Source organism: Bilophila sp. T19-St14 (genome assembly GCF_059728385.1).
In genome coordinates this window covers 2,654,458-2,679,680 of sequence record NZ_BAAGFT010000001.1, presented here as the reverse complement: position 1 = coordinate 2,679,680, position 25,223 = coordinate 2,654,458, and the positions used below count along the sequence as shown (strand labels likewise).

General features: G+C 57.1%; 23 protein-coding genes and 1 riboswitch. Of the genes, 8 read left to right on the top strand and 15 right to left on the bottom strand.

The window, feature by feature from the left end; translation table 11 throughout:
* Positions 1-419: 419 nt before the first annotated feature.
* The 4 genes from hypE to AC6I1V_RS11355 all read right to left on the bottom strand — a co-directional run bounded on the left by hypE (position 420) and on the right by AC6I1V_RS11355 (position 4,765).
* Positions 420-1,436, bottom strand: a complete 1,017-nt coding sequence (hypE, locus tag AC6I1V_RS11370) for a hydrogenase expression/formation protein HypE (protein WP_486854124.1) — start codon at positions 1,434-1,436, stop codon at positions 420-422.
* Positions 1,437-1,448: 12 nt separating this feature from the next.
* Complete coding sequence (locus AC6I1V_RS11365) at positions 1,449-2,903, bottom strand: MFS transporter (protein WP_337431131.1); 1,455 nt, start codon at positions 2,901-2,903, stop codon at positions 1,449-1,451.
* A gap of 334 nt (positions 2,904-3,237) precedes the next feature.
* Positions 3,238-3,780, bottom strand: a complete 543-nt coding sequence (locus AC6I1V_RS11360) for a GNAT family N-acetyltransferase (protein ID WP_486850183.1) — start codon at positions 3,778-3,780, stop codon at positions 3,238-3,240.
* A 211-nt stretch (positions 3,781-3,991) separates the two neighbouring features.
* Entirely contained in the window at positions 3,992-4,765 is a 774-nt protein-coding gene (locus tag AC6I1V_RS11355; RefSeq protein WP_486854125.1) for a UPF0280 family protein, read from the bottom strand.
* Positions 4,766-4,886: 121 nt separating this feature from the next.
* Here AC6I1V_RS11355 and argF point away from each other — a divergent pair, with 121 nt between their 5' ends.
* The 6 genes from argF (at position 4,887) to AC6I1V_RS11325 (ending at position 10,087) form a co-directional block, all read left to right on the top strand.
* Positions 4,887-5,789, top strand: coding sequence for an ornithine carbamoyltransferase (gene argF, locus AC6I1V_RS11350; RefSeq protein WP_302553322.1), 903 nt, complete (start codon positions 4,887-4,889; stop codon positions 5,787-5,789).
* Positions 5,790-5,935: 146 nt separating this feature from the next.
* Positions 5,936-6,565 carry a flavodoxin family protein gene (locus tag AC6I1V_RS11345; RefSeq protein WP_486854126.1) on the top strand — a complete coding sequence of 210 codons (630 nt, stop codon included), beginning with the start codon at positions 5,936-5,938 and terminating at the stop codon, positions 6,563-6,565.
* Complete coding sequence (locus AC6I1V_RS11340; RefSeq protein ID WP_482330374.1) at positions 6,558-7,403, top strand: ComFC family protein; 846 nt, start codon at positions 6,558-6,560, stop codon at positions 7,401-7,403. The genes AC6I1V_RS11345 and AC6I1V_RS11340 overlap by 8 nt, the downstream gene beginning before the upstream one ends.
* A gap of 24 nt (positions 7,404-7,427) precedes the next feature.
* The gene (locus tag AC6I1V_RS11335; RefSeq protein WP_302553319.1) at positions 7,428-8,315 is read left to right on the top strand and encodes a DUF4198 domain-containing protein; all 888 of its coding nucleotides are present in this window, start codon (positions 7,428-7,430) and stop codon (positions 8,313-8,315) included.
* A gap of 3 nt (positions 8,316-8,318) precedes the next feature.
* Complete coding sequence (locus tag AC6I1V_RS11330; protein ID WP_486854127.1) at positions 8,319-8,984, top strand: CatA-like O-acetyltransferase; 666 nt, start codon at positions 8,319-8,321, stop codon at positions 8,982-8,984.
* 146 nt (positions 8,985-9,130) lie between these two features.
* Entirely contained in the window at positions 9,131-10,087 is a 957-nt protein-coding gene (locus AC6I1V_RS11325) for a Tim44 domain-containing protein (RefSeq protein WP_482330371.1), read from the top strand.
* A gap of 1,069 nt (positions 10,088-11,156) precedes the next feature.
* Here AC6I1V_RS11325 and AC6I1V_RS11320 read toward each other — a convergent pair.
* The 11 genes from AC6I1V_RS11320 to AC6I1V_RS11270 all read right to left on the bottom strand — a co-directional run bounded on the left by AC6I1V_RS11320 (position 11,157) and on the right by AC6I1V_RS11270 (position 22,740).
* The gene (locus AC6I1V_RS11320) at positions 11,157-11,696 is read right to left on the bottom strand and encodes a dihydrofolate reductase family protein (RefSeq protein WP_042519993.1); all 540 of its coding nucleotides are present in this window, start codon (positions 11,694-11,696) and stop codon (positions 11,157-11,159) included.
* Positions 11,697-11,773: 77 nt separating this feature from the next.
* Positions 11,774-12,556, bottom strand: coding sequence for an aminoglycoside nucleotidyltransferase ANT(9) (ant(9), locus tag AC6I1V_RS11315; RefSeq protein ID WP_197065809.1), 783 nt, complete (start codon positions 12,554-12,556; stop codon positions 11,774-11,776).
* A 27-nt stretch (positions 12,557-12,583) separates the two neighbouring features.
* Positions 12,584-13,435, bottom strand: a complete 852-nt coding sequence (locus AC6I1V_RS11310) for a nucleoside phosphorylase (protein WP_497736994.1) — start codon at positions 13,433-13,435, stop codon at positions 12,584-12,586.
* A 47-nt stretch (positions 13,436-13,482) separates the two neighbouring features.
* A complete protein-coding gene (mobV, locus tag AC6I1V_RS11305) occupies positions 13,483-14,847 on the bottom strand; it encodes a MobV family relaxase (protein ID WP_227740912.1) in 1,365 nt (454 codons plus the stop codon).
* Between the two features lie 629 nt (positions 14,848-15,476).
* Entirely contained in the window at positions 15,477-15,845 is a 369-nt protein-coding gene (locus AC6I1V_RS11300; RefSeq protein WP_249853633.1) for a hypothetical protein, read from the bottom strand.
* Between the two features lie 45 nt (positions 15,846-15,890).
* Positions 15,891-17,123, bottom strand: coding sequence for a site-specific integrase (locus AC6I1V_RS11295; protein ID WP_044065638.1), 1,233 nt, complete (start codon positions 17,121-17,123; stop codon positions 15,891-15,893).
* Between the two features lie 1,434 nt (positions 17,124-18,557).
* Positions 18,558-19,196 (bottom strand): sulfur carrier protein ThiS adenylyltransferase ThiF, encoded by a 639-nt coding sequence (gene thiF / locus AC6I1V_RS11290; RefSeq protein WP_486854844.1) that lies wholly within the window; start codon positions 19,194-19,196, stop codon positions 18,558-18,560.
* Positions 19,197-19,369: 173 nt separating this feature from the next.
* Positions 19,370-20,539: a 2-iminoacetate synthase ThiH gene (thiH, locus tag AC6I1V_RS11285; protein ID WP_486854845.1), complete on the bottom strand. Its 1,170-nt coding sequence runs from the start codon at positions 20,537-20,539 to the stop codon at positions 19,370-19,372.
* Positions 20,536-21,339, bottom strand: coding sequence for a thiazole synthase (locus tag AC6I1V_RS11280; protein ID WP_302553314.1), 804 nt, complete (start codon positions 21,337-21,339; stop codon positions 20,536-20,538). Before AC6I1V_RS11280 ends, thiH begins: the two co-directional genes overlap by 4 nt.
* A gap of 397 nt (positions 21,340-21,736) precedes the next feature.
* Positions 21,737-21,937, bottom strand: a complete 201-nt coding sequence (thiS, locus tag AC6I1V_RS11275) for a sulfur carrier protein ThiS (RefSeq protein ID WP_302553328.1) — start codon at positions 21,935-21,937, stop codon at positions 21,737-21,739.
* 64 nt (positions 21,938-22,001) lie between these two features.
* Positions 22,002-22,105: riboswitch (TPP riboswitch) on the bottom strand.
* Between the two features lie 53 nt (positions 22,106-22,158).
* Positions 22,159-22,740, bottom strand: coding sequence for a nitroreductase family protein (locus tag AC6I1V_RS11270; protein ID WP_486854846.1), 582 nt, complete (start codon positions 22,738-22,740; stop codon positions 22,159-22,161).
* Between the two features lie 213 nt (positions 22,741-22,953).
* Between AC6I1V_RS11270 and ruvX the strand changes: the two genes are divergently transcribed.
* Together ruvX and mltG are read left to right on the top strand one after the other, a co-directional pair.
* The gene (gene ruvX / locus AC6I1V_RS11265; protein ID WP_302553312.1) at positions 22,954-23,382 is read left to right on the top strand and encodes a Holliday junction resolvase RuvX; all 429 of its coding nucleotides are present in this window, start codon (positions 22,954-22,956) and stop codon (positions 23,380-23,382) included.
* Complete coding sequence (gene mltG, locus AC6I1V_RS11260) at positions 23,379-24,704, top strand: endolytic transglycosylase MltG (RefSeq protein ID WP_486854847.1); 1,326 nt, start codon at positions 23,379-23,381, stop codon at positions 24,702-24,704. Before ruvX ends, mltG begins: the two co-directional genes overlap by 4 nt.
* Positions 24,705-25,223 lie beyond the last annotated feature (519 nt).

Genomic DNA, 25,223 nt, shown 5'->3' with positions numbered 1-25,223 from the left:
GGTTACAAAAGCCTTTGGAAGATAAGGCAGTACGCGAAGGTGTGAAGCCGAACTATCAAAGGCCACGCCGATGCCTGAAGTTCACCGCATAAAATGACAGCCCCGCTGCCGCATCCCTTCATCCAACCCCGCACGGCATACAACGCCGCGCCTGACGCCGATTACAAAAGTCTTTGGAAGATAAGGCGGTACGCGAAGGTGTGAAGCCGAACTATCAAAGGCCACGCTGATGCCTGAAATTCACTGCATAAAATGACAGCCCCGCTGCCGCATCCCTTCATCCAACCCTGCCCGGCATACAACGCCGCGTCTGACGCCGATTACAAAAGTCTTTGGAAGATGAGGGGAGGGGAGAAGGAAGCTTTTCTTCAGAAAAGTTCCTTCTCCCCTCCCCACATCATCCCACCATCCCAACTTTCCTAACAAATCCTCGGCAACTGGTCGCCTTCGAGCATGGACAGCAGGCGGCGGCCTCCGATGGGCGTCTGGAGCACGACCTGACCGGGACGGGACGGGGCCACGGCTTCGAGCACGGTGCCGATGCGGGCGGCCTCGCGGCCCTGCGGCTCGGAGCGGAGCACGTCGAGCGCGGCCTGCGCCTTGGCTTCCGGCACAAAACACAGCATCTTGCCCTCATTGGCGAGGTAGAGGGGATCAAGGCCGAGCACGTCGCAGCCGGAACGCACCGCATCGTGGATCGGGATCGCGGCCTCCTCAATGGAACAAACCACCCCGGACTGCCCGGCGATCTCGTTCAGCGTGGTCGCCAGCCCGCCGCGCGTGGGATCGCGCAGCACATGGATGTCCCCAACCTCAAGCATCAGGCGCTCCACCATCTTGTTGAGCGCGGCGCTGTCGCTCTCGACGCCCTGCAGGAACGAAAGGCTGTCGCGCTGCCCGAGCACGGCAAGCCCGTGATCGCCCACGGCCCCGCTTACCAGAATGGCGTCGCCGGGCTTGGCGCCGCTGCCGGACGGCGACGGATCCGCAAGGATTTCGCCTACGCCCGCCGTAGTGATGAACAGCTTGTCGCAGGCCCCGCGCGGCACGACCTTGGTGTCGCCGGACACGATGAGCACCCCGGCGCTGCGGGCCGCCTCCGCCATGCTTTCCACCACCTTGCGCAGCAGATCGAGATCGAGGCCCTCCTCAAGGATGAAGCCGCAGGTCAGGTATCTGGGCCGCGCGCCGAGCATGGACACGTCGTTGACCGTGCCGTGCACCGCCAGCGTGCCGATGTTGCCGCCGGGGAAAAACAGCGGGGTGACGGTATACCCGTCCGTACTCATGGCGATGGGGCCGGAAAGTTCCAGCCTGGCGGCGTCGTCCAGCGTCCAAAGTATGGGATTGTCGAACTGTTCGAGAAAGAGTTCGTTGATGAGCCGCTGGGAAGCCCTGCCGCCGCTGCCGCAATCCAGAAGAAGTGTCTTTGTCATAACCGACCTGTCTTAATGATGATTCCACGGATGGAGCAGCCGATGCGAAAGACGCCTGACGCGGCCGCCCATCCTTCCGAGCGAACAGAAGATGCCGAGCAGGTTGAGTATCCCGAACAGGGCGAAATTGACGTGCATCGCTTCCAAAAATTCCGGGATGTTGTTCGGGCCGAGCGCCTCGTCGCCCAGATAGGCGTTCATGGTCAGGGAAATGATGACCATGCTCGACAGCGTCCCGAGCGTGCGGGCCGTCCCCACCAGCCCCGATGCCTGCCCCATGTGGGCCTCGTCCACGCTGGTCATGATTGCGCTGGTGTTCGGAGACGCGAACAGCGCGGTGCCCGAACCTATCACAAGCTGAACCAGCGTGACCACCCACAGCGGCGACGCCCCGTCGAGGGAAGATGCCACCAGCAGGCCGACGCCGCACACCGCGATGCCGAGCGTGGCGATGACGTCCGCGCCGTGCCTGTCCGCCATGCGCCCGCCGAACGGCGAAATAAACACCTGAACGGCGGGCTGCGCCGACAAAAGCAGCCCGGTTTCGAGCAAGGACAGCCCGTGGACGCCTTGGAGATACAGGCTAAAATAGAAGGTCACCCCAAAAATGGAACTATAATTGATGAAGGAGGCCAGCGTGCTCAGGGCGAACGCCTTGTTCCTCACGAGAAACGCGACGTCCAGAATGGGGTGGTGCGAGCGGCGCTCCTCCCACAGGAACAGACCGAGGAACACTACCCCCAAGGCGAACAGGACGCCCGCCCATGCGCCGGAAAAGAGCCAGATGGCCCCGATGGACAATGAGCTGACGGCGAGCGTGTAGAAGAGGCTCCCCTTCCAGTCGAAAGGATCGTCCGGGGCGTCCTTCCAGTCGCAGCGGACGTTGCAGTACATGAGCAGCCACGCGATGATCCCGATGGGGACCACGCTGAAAAAGAGGAACTGCCAGCCGAGGGCCGTGCCGAGGAGGCCGGACAGGCCGGGGCCGAGCGACAGGCCGCTGTACACGCCGATGGAGGTGAGCCCGAGCACCCTGCCGAGCCGTTCCGGAGGCGCACAGCTCACCAGGATCGCCAGCGCGCAGGTGTTCATGATGGCGGTGCCCATCGCCTGCACGAAACGGCAGCACAGGAACAGCCAAATGTCCGTCACGAACGGCAGCAGGGCCGACATCACGACAAACAGCGACAGGCCGCTGAGGAAAAGCCTCTTGCGCCCGATCATGTCCCCCACCCGGCCCGCCACCAGATGGAAAATCGCCAGCGACAACGTATAGGCCGCGTTGATGAGGCTCAACTGCATGGCGCTGGCGTGCAGATCCCGCCCGATGGCGGGCAGCAGCGGCCCCGCGCCGGACAGCATGAACGGGAGCATGAATTGGGCGGCCCCCACAGCAATGATGACGGTTCGCAGGGAGACGACGGGACGTTCCACATCGCAGGAAGTATTCGGATGTTCAGTTCTCATGAAAATCTTGTACGTCCCCTTTGAGAGGGGGTCAATCGTCCGGATTGAACGCTTGAACAATCTTTCTAACGCCCCTCCTGATGCCGCCCCTTAATCTCCCTAAGTTTCGCAGCCCTATTGATTTGCCGCTTTTCATGAACGGACATGCCTTTTCAAGAGGCCGCCGCACTCAGGGCATTCACCTTTCAATGAAATCTGGATTCAACTATATGAAATTTAAAATATTTTTTATAATCCATCGAAAAGATGAATATCCCCTGCATGCGTCCATGCGCCTTGCCATTCCCGACTCCCCAGCATGGCAACCGGGAGAACGCTTGCCGAAATCACGCTGTCATACGCGCCGTTCCATAAAACACACCACGAACGGCAAGTGCGCGAACTTCCGGGTTCCCGTAATGCCGAAGCCATGCCGCTCGTACCAGCGCACCAATTCCCTGTTTTCGTACATGGCCCCGATGCGGATCGTCCCGCCTCCGGCCCGCCGCACTTCCTCCACGGCGTGCGCCACCAGCGCCCCGCCGTATCCCCGGTTCCGGCTCCACGGGGCCACGGCCAGCTTTTCAAGATAAAATGTCGCCCCGTCTTTCCGCTTGAGGGACATGCAGCCGGAAAGCCCGTCCCCATCGGACAGGCCGTACAGGACGGCCCCCCGATCCAGCTCCTCGGCCAGCGCCGCATCCCGCAGGAAGGCTCCGCTTGTGGGGCAGTTCTCTTCCGTGAGGTCAAAAGCCTCGGCGACGGTGGCGAACGCCTGCCGGATGACCTCCGCCGCTGCGGGGATGTCTTCAGGCGCAAGCTGCGTAATGGTGTGCATGGCCCTTCCCGGCCTGTTCCGGCGGCCTTGGCTCAGCCGATCTTGCTCGATGGTGTGCATGCCTCTTCCCATACCCACATATTGAAACATTTCAGCTTTGGGATGCGGTTCATGGCAAAAGTGCCTGTGCCGGAAAAGGCAAGCAGGGGTTCAGCCCGCAAAGCCGCTGGAAAAGGCGGGGCCCCGCACCGGCGTTTTTGGGGGCGGACGGGAAAGGCGTGCGGCCCCTTTCCCCCGGAAACGCTTTCCCTTTCAGCACCGGTGTTCCACCTCAAGCATTGTGTTCCACCGCCGTCAGCTCCATGTCGCCCCAGACGCCGACGGCCCCCCCGCACTGGGCGAAAATCCCGGTAAGGCCATACTTCACGAAACGCCGGGCATAGTCCACCACGGCCTTGACGTCGCCGGGGCCTTGCAGCCGGTTGCACAGCGCCGTCGCCAGCGCGTCCGCCAGCGCCCCGTCCGGGGAGCGCACAAGCACCAGCTCGCCCTGCCCGAAGCTCAGGGAATGCCCGATGGTTGCGGAAGACGCGCACAAGGCCAGCGGGCACGCCGACGCCGCCACGTTCAGCCCGATGAGCACCCCGGACGCAGGGTCGGGAAGCAGCCCCACCACACGATCGCGCCGCGAGTACATAAAAATGTCACCTCCGTTCTCTATAATGAGATCCGGGGAGCGATCCGAAAGCGATTCCGCCGCCATCTGCGCGATGGTTCCCGCCACCGCCGCGAACGGCCCCACACCGGCAATGGCCGAAGCCTCCGCCATGCGCCGGACGATTTCGGGGGGAGGCACGGGACAGGACAGCGGGACGGGCACAAGGCTGTGCCGGAATTCGGGATGCAGCACGATCCACGCCTCCAGTTCGCTGCGCAGGGCACGCACGCGGGCAGCCAAGGCGTCCTTGAAGCCTTCCGGCAGGGGCGACACCGCCGTCACCCGCAGATCCGTCTCCCCGATCACGATCTGGAACCCGCATTCGCCCTCGCGCGGGGCGCACCGCTCCCGGTACCTGCGGTGCGGATCAAGATGAATCCCTTTCACAGCCTGCCCATCCTTTACTTTTAGTGCGATTGATTCTAAAAAAATGTGTTCGCAAAGTCGATTTCCGCCCGCCGGGCATCACCTTTTCACTTTTTCCAAAGCGTCCATACAGGAGAACGTCATGCCAAAGCATTTCATGAGAATCCGCGACCTCGGACACAGCGGGGCATGGGAAATCATCCGCCGTGCCAAGGAAATGAAAGAGACCAACTATCGCGGTCACTGCATGGACGGCAAGGTTGCTGCGCTCATTTTTGAAAAAGCCTCCACGCGCACGCGCGTCTCCTTCGACGTCGCCGTCCGCCAGCTCGGCGGCACGACCATCTTCATGACCCCCGCCGAAAGCCAGCTCGGCCGCTCCGAGCCCCTGCGCGACACCGCCCGCGTGCTCTCCCGCTACGTGGACTGCCTCATCGTCCGCACGTTCGGGCAGGAAAAGCTCGACGAACTCGCCGAATACGGCTCCCTCCCGGTGGTCAACGCCCTCACCGATCAGGGCCACCCCTGCCAGCTCATGGCGGATCTCCTGACCATCTACGAGCGTACCCCCGACTTCTCCAAAGTCACCGTAGCGTGGGTGGGCGACGGCAACAACATGGCCAACTCGTGGATCGAAGCCGCCATGTACTTCCCGTTCCAGCTCAACATGGCCATCGCCCCCGGCTATGAGCCCGATCAGCAGCTCCTCTCCCTTGCGCTCCAGTCCGGCGCGAAGATCTTCCTGACCCACGATCCCAAGCTTGCCGTCGACGGCGCGAACTACATCTATGCCGACGTGTGGGCCTCCATGGGACAGGAAAGCGAACAGAAAAAGCGTGAGGAAGCCTTCAAGGGCTTCTGCGTGGACAGCGAACTCATGAGCCTCGCCGCCCCCGGCGTCAAGTTCCTGCACTGCCTGCCCGCCCATCGCGGCGAGGAAGTGACCGACGAGGTCATGGAAAGCGAAGCCTCCATCGTCTGGGACGAAGCGGAAAACCGCCTGCACGCCCAGAAAGCCATCCTCGAATGGGTTTTCTCCGACTAGAAGCCTCCGCTCCGGCCCCAATTCCGGGCCGGAGCGTTCCGCCCGGAAATCATTGACATCCTCCCTGTCGGGGAGAATGGTTTCAAACCAGCCTTTCTCCGGCGTTCCGGCACAGACGTGTTCTCCGCCCGACAAAAGGAGGATTCATGGAATCGCCCTTCCCTTCCCGCGCCGAACTGGACCCTCCCGAACAAGCGACGCACGTTTGCCTTCTGGCCTGCAGCCCGCACCCCAACGGCAGCACCGATGCCGCCGCCCGCCTGCTGGAACAGGCCCTTTCGTCGCGCGGTGCGGCCGTCGATCGCATCAGCCTCAGGGACTACACGATCCATCCCTGCATCGGCTGCGGCTATTGCTCCTCACATCCGGGGCGCTGCGCCTTTGACGGGGACGGCGCCGCCGGGCTGTTCCGGCGGATGGAACGGGCGGACAGCCTCATCCTGAGCATCCCCGTCTATTTTTATGGCCCCCCGGCACAGCTCAAGGGCTTCATCGACCGGGCACAGCTTTTTTGGGAGCGGCAGAGAACGCCCACGCCGCGCCGCCCCGCCCATGCCGTCCTTTGCGCGGCGCGTACGCGGGGCGACAGGCTCTTTGAGGCCAACCTCCTCATCCTGCGCTGTTTTTTGGATACGCTGGGGTTCAGCCTGCACGAGCCGCTGCTTTTGCGCGGCGTGGAGCGGCCCGACGATCTTTTGCATCCACATCTTATTGCCCAGATTGAACGATTCGGGCTCGAAGCCGCCGAACAGGCCACACGTTTGCATCATGAATGAACGAAGTTTTCGTTTCCTCCAGCCGTTACGGGATCTGCTCCACGCCACTTCGCTGGACGAGCGGCGCTGCATCCTGTGCCATATCCCCTTTTCCCCGCTGAGCGGGGGGGAACTCCCCGCCGATGGCGGCAGCGGGCAGCGCATGCGGATCCCCCTCTGCCCTGCCTGCCGGGCCCTGCTCCGTCCCCGCAAGGGAGGGTACTGCCCCTCATGCGGCGAGCTCCGCCCCTTCCCGGATTCCGAGCCCGCCCTGTGCGAGGCATGCCGAAAAACGCCGCCGCCGTGGGAACATTTCCGCTTCTACGGCGCATACAGCGGCGCGCTGAAAACGCTTCTCCTGCGCGGCAAGTTCGGCGCCGACCCCGCGGTGCTGCACCTGCTCGGACGGTTCCTCGCCCTTTCCTGTAAGGATCTGCCCAAGCCTGACGCCATCGTCCCCGTCCCCCTGCACTCCACCCGGCTGCGCGAGCGCGGATTCAACCAGTGCCAGGAGCTGGCCCGCCCCCTGTCCGACGCCCTCGGCGTGCCGCTTATGCCCGATCTGCTGCTCCGCCGGCACCCCACGCGGCATCAGGTGGGCTTGAGCGAAGCCGAACGCGCCGCCAACCTCAAGGGCGCGTTCCTCTCCCTCCCGGAAGTCCGGGGCAAGCGTATCCTGCTCGTCGACGACACCTACACGACCGGCACGACCTTGCGCCGCGCCGCCCTCGCCCTGCTCGATCCGCATGCCGGGGCCGCCGCCGTGGATGTGGCCGTCGTCGCCAGAACGCCGCGCGAAAAACACGATTTCCAATACAACTGGAGCTCCCCACACGAGCCGCTCCCCCAAAACAGATGAGAACCCCGACTGCGGAGGCCTTTCATGTTCGGACGTATCCTGATGACCATCGGGCTGGCCATGCTTCTGGCCGCTCCGGCCCATGCCGGTTTCGGCCTGCTCCTTCCCGACAGCCCCATTGTTGACGACCCGGAAAAAACATCCCTCAACCTCGTCATCTGCGCCGTCGATCCGGCAACGGGCGCGGGCATCCCCATCGAACGCCCGCAAGTCTTCACCGCACTGCGCTACAGCGGCGACACCTTGGATCGGAGCGAGCACCTTTCCGTCCTCGACGAAGCCGTCGCCTACGGCGCCCGCGCATGGACAACGAACATCTCCCTGCCCCACCCCGGCGTCTACCAGCTCGTCATGCAGACCAAGGCGGGCTGGGTTCCCGAACAGGACAAGTTCGTCCAGTATGTCACCAAGGTACAGATCCCGGCCTACGGCTCCGCCGAAGGCTGGGACAAGCCCGCCAACATCAGCTTTGAAATCTCGCCCCTGAGCCGCCCCTTCGGCCTGTGTTCGGGCATGGCCTTCTCCGGGCAAGCCCTCTTTGACGGCAAGCCCATCCCCGGTGCGCTCATCGACGTGGCCCGGCTCGATCCGGCGATCAAGCCCAACGTCACCCAGCCGGAAGATCCCAACGCGCCGCCGCAGGACGGCAAGGCCCAGCCCAAGGCGAAAAAGCAGGATAAACAGCCCACGCCGCAGCCCATTTCCGCCTTCGGCGACACGCAGCAGGTCAAAGCGGACAGCCAAGGCGTCTTTACGTTTGTCTGTCCGCTCCCCGGCTGGTGGGCCTTCTCGGCCAGCATGGCAGGCGATCCCCTCCAAGATCCGGAGGGCAAGCAAAAGCCTCTGGAAATCAAGACCATTTTCTGGGTCTATATGAACAGCTGCCCTAAAGCGGCTCCGGGAAAGAAATAAGCCATGCGCGAGGCCTCGTTCCACCTGTTCGACCGGGCGGCATGGCCCCGCAGCGGGCATTTCGAGTACTACATCCGCACAGTGAAATGCCGCTATGACCTGACCGCCCACCTGACCGTCACCACCCTGCGCGAACGCGGCAAGGCCCTTGGGCTGCGCTTTTACCCGCTCCTGCTCTATATCGCGGCACGGGCCGTCAATGCGAACCGGGAATTCCGCATGGGCTTCAACGAGCACGGCGCGCCCGGCTACTGGGATTTCATCAACCCGTCCTATACGATCTTCCATGACGACGACAAAACGTTTTCGGACGTCTGGAGCGAGTACGACGAATCGTTTCCCGTTTTCTACCAAAACGTCCTGAGCGACATGGAAACCTACAAAGATGTCAAAGGCGTCCGGGCCAAACCGGGCAGGCCGGCCAACTGCTGCCCCATGTCCGCGCTGCCGTGGCTGAGCTTTACCGGCATGGCCCATGTGCAGGCCGCGGAACCGCCCTTCCTGCCGCCCATCATCACCTTCGGCAAGTACTTTGCGCAGGGGGCGGACACGCTTCTGCCGATCTCGGTTTCCGTCCATCATGCCGCGGCAGACGGATACCATACCAGCAAACTCATCAACGACATGCAGGCCCTTGCCGCCTCCGCCGCCCAGTGGATGCGGCCCTGATGCCCCGAACGGATGAGAAAGCCCGGCTGCGTTTCCCAACAAGGACGTGCCGGGCTTGCTTTTTTCCCACTTCGTCCTTACCCTGTACACTGCAACACCCAAACCAGCGGCAGGAAACGCCTGCCCAACCATCCAGAGGACACATCATGCCCAAGTCGTTTTATGCCTGTCTCAGCACCGTACTGGTTCTGGTCATGCTGGCTTTCGCCTATGGTGAGGCCGATGCCGCCCGTATCGGCGGTGGCCGTTCCTTCGGCGGACGCCCGTCCATGAGCCAGCCCTACACGAAACCGCTGCCCTCTAATCCTTCCTCCTCATTCAACCAGCAGACCAACCGCCAGAGCCAGCAGATGGCCAATTCCGCCGCTCCGAGCCGTGGTCTCTTCGGAGGCATGGGCGGTATGCTCGGCGGCCTTCTCGCCGGCAGCCTGCTCGGTTCGCTGCTCTTCGGCGGCGGCTTCAATGGCGGCGGCTTCCTCGACATCATCCTGATCGGCGGCCTCCTTTTCCTTGCGTTCAAGTTCTTCAGCAGACGCCGCGCCGCGACGCAGGGCGCCGGACAGCCCAATGCGGGCGGTTTCGACTCGCTCCGCAGCACGCCCGACTCCGATTCGACGCATCAGCGCACGGCGGCTCCCCAAAGCGGCAAGGGCGGCTTTGACTGGGATGCGCTGACTGCCCCTTCTTCCGGCCAGCAGCCCCTGTATCAGGACGAGCCCAAGAAGCCCGCCGGATTCGATGAAGAAGAGTTCCTTCGCGGCGCGAAGGCCGCCTATACCCGTCTGAACAGCGCGTGGGACAAGCGCGATCTCTCCGACATCGCCCAGTTCTCCACCCCCGCGTTCCAGAAGGAGATCCAGCAGCAGGCCGCCGAGGACAAGACCCCCGGCAACACCGAGATCATGCTTGTGAACGCCTCGCTCCTCTCCGTGGACACCATCGGCAACGAGCAGATCGCGCAGGTCTATTTCAACGTCCTGCTCCGCGAAGACCCCTCGCAGGAAGCGCCCATCGACGTCCGCGAAATCTGGCATTTCGTCCGTCCCGCCTCCGGCGACGGCACATGGAAGCTCGACGGCATCCAGCAGGTTGAGAATGTGTAGGTGAATGAATCGGGGAGGGGAAAGGGCCCCTTTTGAAAAAGGGCTCCCTTTCCCCTCCCCGAACCCCTCCCCTATCCCCCTAAAACTTTTATAAGGGTCGATGGCGGGACGGGCCGCACGGGAAGCCGCCCCCTATAGGGCGTCTCCCGGCATCTCAGCAAAAAGCAAGCCCCGAACCTTTATGGTTCGGGGCTTTTTTGAGCCTTGCCACAGCATATGGTTGTTTCATCTCCACACTGGAGCGGGGATACGACCTTTTTCTCCAATTTCCCGTTGGCAGGAGCTATATCGAAACCTTTCATCCGTTATCGCTTGAGACATGCAACGGCTCCATCATAGTAAAAGCTCGATGTTCATTTTATGTAATTCAAAATAAGTGCCGACGACTAGTTGAGGAGGGAAAGCCCCACTCTTTTGAAAAAGGGCTCCCTTTCCCCTCCCCGAACCCCTCCCCTATCCCCCTAAAACTTTTATAAGGGTCGATGGCGGGACGGGCGGCACGGGAAGCCGTCCCTCTACAGGGCGTCTCCCGGCATCTCAGCAAAAAGCAAGCCCCGAACCTTTATGGTTCGGGGCTTTTTTGAGCCTTGCCACAGCATATGATTGTTTCATCTCCACGCTGGAGTGGAGATACGGCCTTTTTCTCCAATTTCCCGTTGGCAGGAGTTATAATCGAAATCTTTCATCCGTTATCGCTTGAGACATGCAATGGCTCCATCATAGTAAAAGCTCAATGTTTATTTTAGATTTTTATCGGTTTGACTTAACCGATTGAAGAATAAACTTTTAGCGAATTATTTGAGAAATAGAGGTAACGATTTAGCAACTGTGCGAATTTCAGCGTTTTGCGTTGCTATGCTGTCAAATAACTCTCTTATGTGCAAAGATACGAATTTTCTCAAAAATAGAAAATGTGTATGAATGTTTTTCTTGTTTATATAGTCTCTAATTTATAATGTTAGTATTTACAACTGATTATTAATCAATAATTTACGAGCAGTAAATCGGAAATATGGTCGTAATCTTTAATCGTGTATTCTAAAGGGAGAAGATTTTAAAACAGTAAACATCAAATCTTCCTGCGACTATATACCACCTCTATTATGCCGTTGTATTTCTTGGTACGAATCATTTCCAAGTCAATTTTCTTATCGGTAGCACCAAACAGCCTTGTGCCGTTACCGAGAAGAACCGGTATAATCGCCAGATGATAAATGTCTATTTGATTGTTTGCGATGAGTTGTTGCGCCACTTCTGCACCTCCGCAAATCCACACATCTTTACCCGATTCCTGTTTCAACTCCTCTACCAGTTGGCATACATCCATATTCCTGAAACGGATATTTTCTGTGCCCTCTTCTTCACTGTGATGAGTCAATACATAGGTCATCGCTTCCCCGTAGGGCCATTGGTCGGGAGAAAGTTCGGTCACAATTTGGTCGTAGGTTCTCTTTCCCATAATGACCGTGTCCACACCACTGAAGAATGGAGTAAAGGTGTCTTCCATCTCCACGTTTTTATCTTGTCCGCTTATCCATTCAACGGAACCTTCGCTGTCAGCGATATAGCCATCCAGACTGACGGCAATATAAAGGATTACTTTTCTCATAGGTGTATTATTGTAAAAGAGGCAGCACCATTTCAAACGGTTTATTTATTGTAGGGATATTCTTGCTTTTGCTTGCTTTACCCTTTGGCTTTAAGCAATTCTTCAATCCGACCTTTCATAAACCCGGTAAGCGCGAGCGTTTCATTTTCCATTGTTTCCCATTCGTCAGACAGGTTTCCCAAATAGGCTTCCTTTGCCGTTTTCAACAGGGAAGAAAAGGTTTCCGGCAATTGGGGAATCACCCACTCCGCAGCAACATCTTTCGTTGTCACGTCTTCGGTTTCTAATGTAAACCACATGCGGGATAGCGTCAATAGCACATTTCTTTCATCTCCCTTAACATTGGAAATCAAACCGGGTAGAGAAAATTGAATAGCCTTTTGTATTTCGCGGAACGGAATCGGGAGAATAAGTTGTTTGCAATCTGCGCCCTTCAGCGTCATACTACTTTTTCTCGCCTGCCATAATAGAATCGCTATATCAGGGTCGAAACACGCCTGCGGAATCATTCCGGCTTCCATCTCTTTCCGAAGCCACTCCCCATACATATACTCGCATTTGGGCGGAAACTGCCACGGAATAATGTCTTTTTGATGGATGACAGTTATCTCCAATGGTCTTTTTTCGGCGCAACCTACGAAGCCGGAAATTTCCAATAATTGCTTGGTCAACTCCTTTTTCGTTGACAGATTCAATTCTTGTCTGGTTATTATCAATATATCTATGTCACTGTCCGGACGCAATTTATTCATTGTCGCAGAGCCATATAAATACATTCCCAATATCTGCCCCTGCAATAGGGTTTCTGCTATGGAAACGACTTGCTTCACTTGTTGTGGGATTTCATTCCGATTGTTCATTGTATTTTCCATATAGATTTGTTTCCTTTATTCTTTGATTAATACAACAGCGTCAAATGCCAGTTCCAAGGCGGTGGATACACTTGCTTTTCCCCACTTCCGTTCTTGGTATTTATGAGGATTCGAGAGCGTGTCGGCTGTAAAAAGCAACATAGCCCATATTACTTCTCTAAATTCTGCACATGCAGCCAGTGCAGAACATTCCATTTCCACTACTTGACAGCCTTCCTCTTTGCGGTATTGCACCATTTCCAGTGTTTCTCGATAAAAACCGTCTGTTGTCCATGTCTTGACTTCCAAATATGGGATTTTCTTTTGATTTAAAGCAAATTTGATTGCACTTATTCCTGCTGTTGAAATCTTTATGTCTCTGGATGGCGGAAGATAATGGTAAGAAGTTCCCTCATCTCTCAATGCAGAAACGGGTATTAAGAATCTGTTCTCCGGAATATCTTCCAATACACCGCAGGAACCGACAGAAATAATTTCTGTCACACCTCCTGCTATTAAATACTCTAAAATCTGGACAGCAGCAGCACTCCCAACCGGAGCCGGACATAAACATATCCTTTCCTGATTATGAAAGCATTCATAGATGGGATATAATTTTGTTGCACTCTCAAATTCATCTATCTGTATTCCACTGTGGGCATGTGCATACTTTTCCACTTCATCCCCCAAAAATGCAAATACGGCTTTTTTAGGGAAGTGCTTTTTCCCATTTCCCGGCTGAAAGATTGCTTTTGATGCGGTATCGTATTCCAAAATAGGATAATCGTGCTTTACTAATGCCATACTATCATCTCCAATAAAAATTTTCTTTCTCACATTTTCTGCATCTATTTTTTGCAAAGTTACTTTTTTCATTTGGCTATACATCAATAAACTCTTAGTATTTTGAGTATATTTTTTCGTGAAGCTATCTTTTATCTTCTCATCGAAAAGCCTCTCTTCTGCTGTTGGTCGTACCGCCCCTCTACCACGTTATCGACTTCCCGTCTGGCTTTGATTTGCTCCCGGTTATCCAGTTTGCCTTTCTGCGTGGCAGTAATATACAGAAAATCCCCGGCTGCACGGTGAGACTGCTTATCATCACCGAAGAGGTTAAGGACACTCTTGATGTCCGATACTTGCTCCGTATCGAAACGGGGCTTGTAATAATCCCTTGCCAGACGGATAATGCCGTGTACCGCCTTGCGGAAGATGTCGCTTGTTTTGAGCAGCAGGAAACTGAGACAGCCGATAATGTGGTTTTGCCACAAAATCCGATTTTTGAGCCTCGTGGTTTCCTCCGTATGCGCAGCCTCCTTACGGCTAAGTTCCGACAAGTTCTTGGCTTCCAGCTCCATCCGTTCACGGTGATGGTCGTTCTGCATGGTCTGTATTCGGGTTTGCAGGGCTTCGATGGCTTCCCCGTGCGTGGCTACCTCTCTGTGCAGGGCGGCGTTCTCCCGCTCCGGCGTCTTGACCTTGTTACTGCCGAAAAGAGAACCGACACTCTCGGCGATGTTGGCGGCTGCGGTCGTGGCTGCCCCTTTCAGCTTCTCGGTCTGTATCTCTTTTTTCGTCCGTCTTAGTTCCTCCTGCGCCGTTTCTTTCTGACGCTGCAAATCCACCACCTCCGCTTTGAGGCTGTCGGCGAGTTTCTTCGTTTCATTGTAATACTGCTGCGTGGACTTGTGCCGTGCTTTCGAGCCGTCTATGCCCCTTTGCAGCCCGTATTTCGCCATCGCCTCGGCGTAGGTGTCTTGGTAGGATTTCAGCCTTAGGCGTGTCATAATATCGTCGGCGCACAGCCTCACGGTGTCGGTCGGCTTCTTGCGGTATCGCTTCTTCGCCTGCTCCTCCCTTTTCCTGCGCTTGCGCTCTCCCTTGACGATGGGAACGAGCGTGACGTGTATGTGGGGCGTTTCCTCGTCCCGATGCAGGTGCGCCGCCACGATGTTCTCCTTTCCGAACGTGTCGGCGAAGTATTTCATATTGTCGGCGCACCACTCGTCCAAACGCCCCTCCCTTTCGATGCGTTCCATGTCCTCGTGCGTTCCCGACACGTTGATTCGGATTGCCCGTACTTGGTTGTTTCCGATTTTGCGTGTCAGCCCCGCTTCTTCCAGTCTTCTCCGGATAGCCGCCGAACGGTCTTTTATCCCGTCGGGGTAGGCAACGAGTTTTCGGTTCAGGTGCGTGCGTGTGGGGTCTGCGTTCTTCGGTATGATGAAACGCTCTATGTGGGCGGTCGTTCCGCTGTCGGAACCGTGCGCCTTTTCCATATGCAATACTACGAAACCCATATATATTCCTTTCTTTTTTAGCTTGTGAAACAATGATTCTTTGTATCTTCGGGGGCGGCAAAGAGCCGTCCCCGACGGGGTGTGCAGAGGGGCTTGCCCCTTGCCTTATTGGGGAATTTTCAGCGATATGGAGTATTGCGGCTCGGAAAATTCCCTAATAAGCTACGGTATTTTCTCCGTAAATACCCTGCGGTGTGCCGGCGGTCTGCCCGTGTCTTATCGGCTCGGCGGTTGAATCCGCTTTGTGTACTTGGCTGTCTGCGCTCGTTGTGCCGACTTTACCGACTATACCGAACCCCATCTTATTATTTTTCCCTTTCGGTCGATGGTGGGCGGCGGGGCGGTCGTTTCCGTTTTCAAAGGCTTCTTTGCTCGGGGCGGTCGGATGCAAGGTTTAGGGGAAGAATCTACCCGAAGCATGAGGGTGGAGATTGTTCCCCTAACGGCGTAGCCGCCCGACCTTGCAGCCGACGGAAAGCCCCGTGCTTGCTTCGCCTTTGTAAACGGGAATGACTGTTCCGCTTTCCTGCGGTCGGGAAACAGCCCCTTTCTGTCCGTGCGACGGTATGACCGTATGAATGTATGACCGTGTGACTGTATTACGGACTGATACCCCGACCGACTGACCGTTACGCCATCCATCGGCGGCTTGGCTCGGTGTCGGCAACGACAGACACGATAACCGTCGTTTTCTCTTTTCGCCCGTTCATAATCCTGTCTAATAATAGCTTGCGGACTCTCGCCGCCCCGAACGATTCGACACGGAAAGCGAGGGCGGCTATCGTTTCGAGGTCGTAAACCTCTATGCTGCTTCTGTCCGATAGACGGACAAGGCGTTTGATGCCGTACTCTTTCAATACCCCGCTCTTGCAGAGTGCCTTTATCCCTGCCCGAACCGTCGGGGTGATAACCCCGAACAGTTCGCAGATTTCCCACTCGGTCATGGCGGTTGCGCCTATGTCGGTCGGTAGGGAGATATTGCCGTATTCATCTATCATGATGATGTTCCTTTCTTCTTTCATCGGTATGCTGTTTTAAGGTGACTAAATGGCTCGGCAGATGTTCTTCTCCATCTCCTCTAACTTGTGCGACAAGGTTTCCATGTCTTGGCTTATCTTCTGGGCGGTGATTTTGGCGTATATCTGCGTGGTCTTGATGTTCGTGTGCCCCAACAGGCGGCTCACGGTTTCGATGGGTACGCCGTGCGACAGAAGTACGGTCGTGGCGTTCGTGTGGCGGGCAACATGATAGGTCAAGCGCACCTTGAAACCGCATTGTCTGCCTATCTCTTTGAGTATCTTGTTGCAACTGCCGTTGCTCGGAACGGGGAAAACATGACCGTCCCTTGCAAGTCCCTTGTATTTCTCGATGATACGCTTGGGAACGTCCAAAAGACGGATGTTCGATTCGGTGTTGGTTTTCTTCCGTCGGGTGATTATCCACAGGTTGCCGTCGAAGAATGTTTGCAGGCGGTCGGCGGTGAGGTTCTTCACGTCCGAGTACGCCAAACCCGTGAACACGGAAAAGACGAACAAGTCCCGTACGAGTTCATGGTAGGTGTTCTTCATCGGTGCGTCCATGAGCGTCTGTATCTCCTTTTGGGTAAGGTAGCCCCTATCGACGCTTTCGGGAGAGTTGATGTACCCTGCAAAGGGGTTGAACGGCAGACGCCCGTCGTTCCTCGCTATGGAAACGATGTGTTTCAGCACGATCATGTAGCCCCACACGGTATTGGTGCGGCATTTCTTCTCCGTGCGCAGGAAATACTCGAAGTCGTTGATGAATGTAAGGTTGAGTTCCTTTAGCGGAATGTCCTCACGCTTGTAGGTATGGGGCAGGAACTCCCGAATGTGGTTGCAGACCGTCCGATAACGGGTGAATGTCCCCTGCGCCCTGCTGTGCCCGACCTTCTTGGCGAACTCGGCGTTGTGCTGCTCGAACAGCTTCAGCAAGGTTTCCTGCTTGACGCCGATACCGAGATAGGCGTCTTTGAGCTTGGCGGCGGTAACATACCCGTCCGTCTGCATCAGTTCTTGGTAGCGGCGGTTTACCTCCACTCGGATTTTATCCACCGCGAGGTTGATTCTCTGCGCTTCGACGCTCTTGCCCGAAGCACGGTTGTTTTTCACGTCCCACAACCGCAGGGGAACGTCCATCTTGCAACTGAACTGTTTAATCTCTCCGTCCACCGTGAGGCGGCACATCAAAGGCAGGTTGCCGTTCGGCTTCTCGCTGCCTTTCTTCACGTAAAATAAGACCTTGAATGTACTTCGCATAACTCACTCCTTTTTTTGGTTACAAAATTAGTTTATAGTGAGTTACCGACAGCTATGCAGAATTACGCAAATCGCAGAAAAAGAACCATTTAGCAAGAAATCTGCACCCGTTACGGGGGTAATGAGGTGGTAACTGAACTTCTGCACCGTTTGGCTGTATCGTGGTTTTCTTTGGCTTTTCGCCAAGAGAAAAATATAGCGTAACGAACGCTATTTCAGCTAATTCGCTACGCTTTACTCAAATTTGCAAATCCGCTATGTGTTTATTTTATGCAATTTAAAATAAGTGCCGACAAGCAGTTGAGGAGGGAAAGCCCCCCCCTTTTGAAAAAGGGCTCCCTTTCCCCTCCCCGCCCCCCCCCTCCCCTATCCCCCTAAAACTTTTATAAGGGTCGATGGCGGGACGGGCGGCACGGGAAGCCGTCCCTCTACAGGGCGTCTCCCGGCATCTCAGCAAAAAGCAAGCCCCGAACCATAAAGGTTCGGGGCTTTTTTGAGCCTTGCCACAGCATATGATTGTTTCATCTCCACGCTGGAGCGGAGATACGGCCTTTTTCTCCAATTTCCCGCTGGCGGGAGCTATAGCGAAACCTTTCATCCGTTATCGCTTGAAACAAGCAATGGTTCCATCATAGTAAAAGCTCGATGTTCATTTTATGCAATTCAAAATAAGTGCCGACGAGCATTTTTTGCCACGGAAATCTTCGGCAACTACCTTAAAAAACGCAATGAAGACAATGGCTCTAAAATTACGCCAATCCAATGCCATGACAGAGCCGCTTCAATAAATAAGGCATTAGGACGTGTCGTTAATTACATATAATATATTGAAATTATTTAACTATTCTTCAAAATCTAAAAAAATATTTTCAATAATTTCAAATAATTATATTCAAAATAACGGCACGACCTAGAATAAAGCACCTATCGTCTGCCATGAAACGGCCTTTTTCTAAAAGGCGCTGCATCAAATGATCGTATCTTAACAACCAGCTGTACTGTATATAGGATAAGAAATTGGAACTATTCAAAGGACGGTACCCTCTTGTTTTGTTGAACATGCAAGCGGAAACCGGGACAATCACCTTTGAATGGTTTAGGCCATGTCGTCATTTTACATATAACTATTCGAAATTATTAAAAATAATATCTTATAGCTTTAAAAACAGTTAAATAATTTGGCTCTGTCATAGTATGCGGTTGTTTCATCCCACAGTGTGGTGAAAATACAGCCTTTTTATCCAGTTTCCCCCTTGGCGAAACCTATGGCTAAGGCATTTTGCTGGTTATTCCTTTGAAACTTCAAGGAAAAAAGCATCAACCATTTTCTATAATATAATTAATAATTTCAATGTATTATATCAAATCAACGCCACAACCTAGAAAAAAGGAGTTTTTTAAGGAAAGGGAAAATAGCCTTCGGAAAGCGTTCCTTCACGTCCCCAGCGATTCACTGCACTTGCCCAGCAGCATTTCCAGAACGGCATCGGCTTCCATGGCGGCAGCCATGACGACGCGAGGGGCAAGGGGCGGCATGCCGGGCCCAATGCCGCTGACATGATCGCCGACCACGACAAGACGGCTTCCGAGCTTCCGGGCGGTCATCGGAGCGCCGCCCCATCCAGCCATGCCGGAAGCGGAAACCACACGATGCCCGGCCAAAAGCAAGGCTTCGACGAGGCTCTTTTTCACTTCGGGATCATCTACGGCCTCGACAACGATGTCGCATCCGGCAAACAACGCGCAGGCCGAAGGGCCATCAAGGGCCCGCTGCTCAAGCCGCAGGACAGCGGACGGGTTCAGCTCCCGCAAAACCGCGCCCAACGCCTCAACCTTCGGCAATCCCAAATGCCGGGGGAAAAAATGCTGCCGGTTCAAATTGGACAGCGCCACCACATCCGGGTCCGCAATCACGAAATCCCGAATGCCCGTCCGGGCCAAAAAGACGGCGCAATTGGAACCTAGCCCACCCGCTCCGGCCATGCCGATGCGCGCCGACGCCAACACCCTGCGCTGTCCCGCCGTAAGATGCCCTTCCAATACGGCATCCCAGCCGACAACCCCATCCGCCATTCCGCACCTCCCCACAACGCCCCGCACAACGGAACTCCCGCCGAGCGGCCTCCCCATCAGTCAAAAGTTTTAGGGGGATAGGGGTGGGGTCTGGGGAGGGGAAAGGGAGCCCTTTTTCAAAAGGGGCCCTTTCCCCTCCCCAGTCTCCCCAATCCCCGACCTCCACCCTTCCCCTACGCCGACTTGCCGCAGGCGTAGGCTTCGTCAAGGGGCTCCCACGACTTGCACACGGGCTGATAGCCCTGCGCTTCAATAGCGGCAATCATCTGATCCACATCCCGGTTGTCGGCAATCTCAAACTGGGCGGTATCGTGCTCCCCGGCGGCATCCTGCGCGGCGTGGGCATGCCCGCCCACGGCGGTGGAAACGCCCGCCGAAATCTTGGTGACGCCAAGCCCGATGAGCCTGTCGCGCAGGAACGGGCGCTCGCGCGTGGACAGCGTGATCCCCGCAGCGGGCAGATAGAGCCTGAGCGCCTGGATATACTGCACCAAATCCCGCTCGGAAGCCGGATGGATGTCGTTGAACGAACCCTCATGCGGACGCATGCGCGGCGCGGAAACGGCGATGTCCACACCGGGATACGCCGCCTGAATCCAGTCCGCGTGCAGCCCGGTGTAAAAGGCGTCGCGCCGCCACTGATCGAGGCCGAGCAGCGCGCCCACGTTCACCGAACGCATACCCGCGCGGGCCGCCCGATCCGGGGCGTTCAGGCGGAACCGGAAATCGCGCTTGGGCCCGGCGGGGTGCAGCTTGAGGTACAGCTCCTCGTTATAGGTCTCCTGAAACATCGTGAACGAGTCTACCCCGGCGTCCACAAGCATCCGATACTCATCCTCGCTCATGGAATAGACCTCGACGCCGATGCTTGGGAAATACGGGCGCAGGCGACGGGCCGCCTCCGCGATGTACGCGGGCCCGGTCAGCTTGGGGGCGTCACCGGTCAACAGCAGGATATTGCGGAGCCCGGTCGCGGCGATGGCCTTGCCTTCGGACTCCACCTCCTCCATCGTCAGCATGGAACGATGGATATGGTTTTTCGTATTGAAGCCGCAATATACGCACTGGTTGGTACAGTAGTTGGCAAGATAAAGCGGCGTGAACAACTGGATGGAACGCCCGAACTGCCGGATCGTCACGTCGCGGGCAATGCGGGCCATCGTTTCAAGGTGCGGAGAAGCGGCGGGAGACAGCAGCGCCATGAAGTCCCGCGCGCTCAGACGGCGGCCGTTTGCCGCCAGCTCCAGCGCGGACAGCACATCCGTTTCCGTGGCCGAGGCCAGCCCCTCCTCCACCGCATCCAGAGGCCACTCCGGCAGGATGTCGGAAAACAGACGGCTCATGACGCCGCCCCTTCATCATGCCCGCCGAGGAACCCGGTCAGCGGCGAAGAAGCCGACGCCCCACCCTGCAAGACCGGGCCCGCCTTGGCGAGGAAGGCGCTGCGCCCGGCGCGCACGGCTTCGCCGAAAGCCGCGCCCATGCGTACCGGATCGCCCGCCGTGGCAATGGCGGTATTCACAAGGCAGGCCGCCGCGCCCATTTCCATGGCTTCACAAGCCTGCGAGGGTTTGCCGATGCCCGCGTCCACAACGATGGGCAGGCTGATTTCCTCGATGAGGATGCGCACCATTTCCTTGGTCTGAAGGCCGCGGTTCGTGCCGATGGGCGCACCAAGGGGCATGACGGCGGCGGCCCCGGCATTCACGAGATCGCGGGCCACATACAGATCGGGGTTCATGTACGGCAGGACAGTGAAGCCTTCCTTGGCGAGGATTTCCGTTGCCTTCGCGGTTTCGTAGCCGTCAGGCAGGAGGTGGCGCGTGTCGGAAATGACTTCGATCTTGATCCAGTCGCCGCATCCGGCGGCACGGGACAGACGGGCGATGCGCACGGCCTCGTCAGCGGTGCGCGCGCCGGAGGTGTTCGGCAAAAGCCGCATCGTGCCGGGGATGTGGCTCAGCACGTTGTCTTTCGGGTTGCCGAGATCCACACGCCGCAGCGCCACGGTGATGACTTCCGCGCCGGAAGCTTCCGCAACCGCCGGGATCAGGCTGTCCGAACCGTATTTTCCCGTACCGATGAACAGGCGGCTGTGCAGTTCCACACCGCCGATGATCAATGCATCCGAACTCGTTTTCATGGCCCATCCTTGAGTGAACACTCGGAAAATATGACGGGGCAAACACCCCAAAAGAACGCCCCGAAAAAGCACCCGGCGGTGCGGAGCAACGCCTGTCGGGTTCCCTCAACAGCCGAAGCATGAGGGAGAACAAAGGAAGGCGGAGGCCAGAGGGATTCACGTTTTCAATGAACGTTGCATTTCAACTATCTGAAATGCAAAACCTATTTTTTAGGCCGTGCCGTCAATTAAATATAATCAATTGAAACTATTTAACTTTTTTCAAGCCACAAAAAGATTATTTTAAAATAATTTCAAATAATTATACGAAAAACGATGACATAACCTAGAAAACCATTGAAAAGGCAACTGTCCCGGAGGCCATCCCCCTTCAAGAGAATATCTGCTCCGGGAATCCTTACCCGCCGCCGACAAACTGCAGCAGTTCAAGCGAGTCGCCGTCCTGCAGGGCGGTTTCGGCAAACGTCCCGGCGGGCACGATGTCCCTGTTCCGCTCCACCACGATTTTTTCGGGCGACAGCCCAAGCCGGAGGATAAGGTCGAGCAACGTCGCCCCCTCGCTGCATACGGTGATCTCGCCGTTTACGGTGATATTCATGAAAGCCTCGTGCGGTTGGCCATCAACCAAAAAACGCCCGTCACGAGGGACGGGCGTTTCAGGATCAGGCATGATGACGCTTCCCTACGGCAGTACCAACTGCATCAGGTTCCAAGGGTCTGGGACGAACCCACTCTCAGCCTTTGACAGGCTCCCCTAGCTCGGATGACTATAGCGGGCGGCCCCCCTTCTGTAAAGAGCCGTTTTCTCCCTTCTTTCCGCTACTTTTTGATGATCAGCAATTCCTCAAGGGGACGTTTCGGCACATGATGGACGCCCTGCGCGTCGCGCCAGTACTTCACGGATCCGTCAGCGCCCACGGTTTCAACGCAGCGGGCTTCCTTTTGGAAGCCGAGCGCCAGCACGAGCAGCGGCTCAAGGTTCTCCGGGATGCCCAACGCCTCGCGGATCTTGCGCGGATCAAAGGACAGGAAAATGCAGCAGCCGAGATCCCGCGTGTACGCCGCCAACTGGATGGTCTGTGCGGCGATGCCCGCATCGATGGCATTCAATTTTGCCCGCGCCCCCGCTTCACCAAGAATGGCCACATAGCCGGTGGGACGTTCGCCTGCTTCGGGGCCGTCCCAATCGGGCAGCATCCCCGCCCACTTCAAGGCCGGAAAAACGGCGGCGCAAGCTTCCGGGGATTCCGCAACGGCAAACCGCAGCGCCTGAGCGTTTCCGCCGCAAGGCGTCACGCGGGCACACTCAATAAGCCAATCCAGCATTCCGGCGGGCATCCCCTCGGCTTCCCGGAAGCGGCGGCAAGTCCGGGCCCCGGTTACAAGCTCAAGAAAATCCATAAACAGCTCCTTGGTTGGGATTGTAAGCACCGCTTCTTTCTAGCACCCGCCGGGCCGGCCTACAACGGGTTGCGTCCTGACGGGGCGCGGGATAGTGTGTCTTCGCCCGGTTACGGGGCCGTGTCCCTTGCGGGGCCCCCTCCGCAGGGTTTCCCGCACCATGAGACGCCGCTTCCCTTCCGGGGCATACGACCCATTCCGCAAAGGATTTTTATGAAGTATCTCGCCATAGACTACGGCCAGAAACGCACCGGCATCGCGGTTTCGGATACCGGGGGCAGCATGGCCTTCCCCCGCAAAACCATCCTCATGCGTACCCGCGCCGCCTTTTTTGAGGAATTGCTCGCCCTCATTGAGGCCGAAGCCGCGGACGCCATCGTCATAGGGCTACCCATCGACCTTGACGGCGAGGAGAGCCTCACAACCCGGCAAGTCCGCAACTTTTCCAAAAGCCTCGCCCGGCGCACCACCCTCCCCTTGTTTTGGATGGAGGAAGCCCTCAGCAGCTACGAAGCCGAACGGGATCTCCGGGACGCCGGACGTTCCGCAGCCAAGGGCCGGGCCGTACTCGACCAGCAGGCCGCAGTACGCATCCTACAGTCTTTCCTTGATCAACCGGAAGCCAAACGGAAAGCCATATGAACGAGTCCCCCGAAGCAGGCAAGAACGCGCCCGCCGCCTCACGCCCGGAAGAAACGGGCATCCCTTCCGTCCCGCCGGATGCGCGGGAACAGCAGGATACTCCAGCTCCACAACATCCCAATGCGTCCCCCCCCGAAGCCGAGGGGGGACGGCAGGCCGACAAGGAGCCCGACGCAACACCTCCCCTCCCCCTTGAAAATGATGAAGAAGAGGAAACGCCGCCACCCGCCTCTGCGTCCGAGACGCCCAAACCCAAGCGCCTCTGGCCGCGCTTCCTGTTCGGGTTCATGCTGCTGGTTTTGCTGGCTTGCGGCGGAGCCGGTTGGCTGGCCTACGACTTCCTGAACAGCCCCGGCACCGATCCCGCCGTCGCGCCCGCTCAGAATGTGGAAGTGACCGTCAATCCCGGCACGACGTTCCGCACCCTGACGCCTGAGCTCGTCCGCCTTGGGGCCGTGCGCAACGCCGACAAGTTCATCCTCCTGCTTCGCTGGATGAACTACAGGGACATTCCCCACGCGCTCAAGCCCGGACGCTTCCGGCTCAACACGGGCTGGACGCCGCAACAGGTCATCGATCAACTGGTCAACGGCTCCCCCCTGCTCGACCGGGTAACGATCCCCGAAGGCCTCGCATGGTGGGAAGTGGGCAAGCGGCTGGAAAAGGCCCGGATGGTGCGTTTCGAGGATTTCGCCAAGCTCGTCCATGACCCGGCCTTCCTGCGGCACTGGGGCATTCCGTTCGACAGCGCGGAAGGCTTCCTGTTCCCGGACACCTACCTGATCATGCGTCCGCTGGAACTCAATGAAACCACGGCAAAATCGGTCGTCGGGCGGCTTATCGACAACTTCTGGCGCAGAACCGCCCCGCTCTGGCCCGGCGGCAAGCGTCCGGGCCCCTCCGGGCGGGACGAGGTGCGGCGTCTGGTCACGCTGGCTTCCATCGTCGAGCGGGAAACCGCCGTCCCCTCCGAGCGCCCCCGCGTCGCCGGGGTATATGCCAACCGTCTGCGGCTCAACATGCTGCTCCAAGCAGATCCCACCACTGCCTACGGGCTTGGGGAAGGCTTTGACGGCAACCTGCGGCGCAGGCACCTCGACGACGAATCCAACCCCTACAACACCTACAAACGCCCCGGCCTGCCGCCCGGCCCCATTTGTTCACCGGGCCTCGCCTGCCTCAAGGCGGCCGCCAATCCAGAAAAGCACGACTACATTTATTTTGTCGCGCGCGGGGAAGACGGCTCCCATGTGTTCAGCACCAATTTAGCCGCGCACAACAGGGCCGTCCGAGAGTATTGGGCGAAAAGGAGGGGGAAGTAGATACTTGGAGGGGGCGGGGGGAACTTTCTATAGAAAGTTCCCCCCGCCCCCTCCAAACCTCCCCCACCCCTCTCAAAGATTTTTGACCTTATCAAATCCCTCATGAAGGTTTTACAAAAAACAAGGCCGCATCATAGAAAAGGGGTGATGCTTTTTTCTTTGAAGTTCCAAAGGAATAATCAGCAAAATGCCTTAGCCGTGGATCCCGCCAAGGGGAAAACAGGAGAAAAAGGCTGTATTTTCACCGTGCTGTAGAGATGAAACGACCACATACCACGACAGAGCCTTACAAAAGACAAAGCCCTTTGAAGAGTCCCTTCAAAGGGCTATCATTTTAGCCAAAGGCTATGATAACAACCGGTTGATATTTCAGGCTGTATCACAATAAATTTTAACATTGATTATGTCATAGCAATTGATTGATATTTTATTAAAATTCCAAATGGATAACCAGTAAAATTCAGATAAGAGCCTCAGTGACGGAAAAGCAGATAGAAACTGTATTTTCATCATATTAGA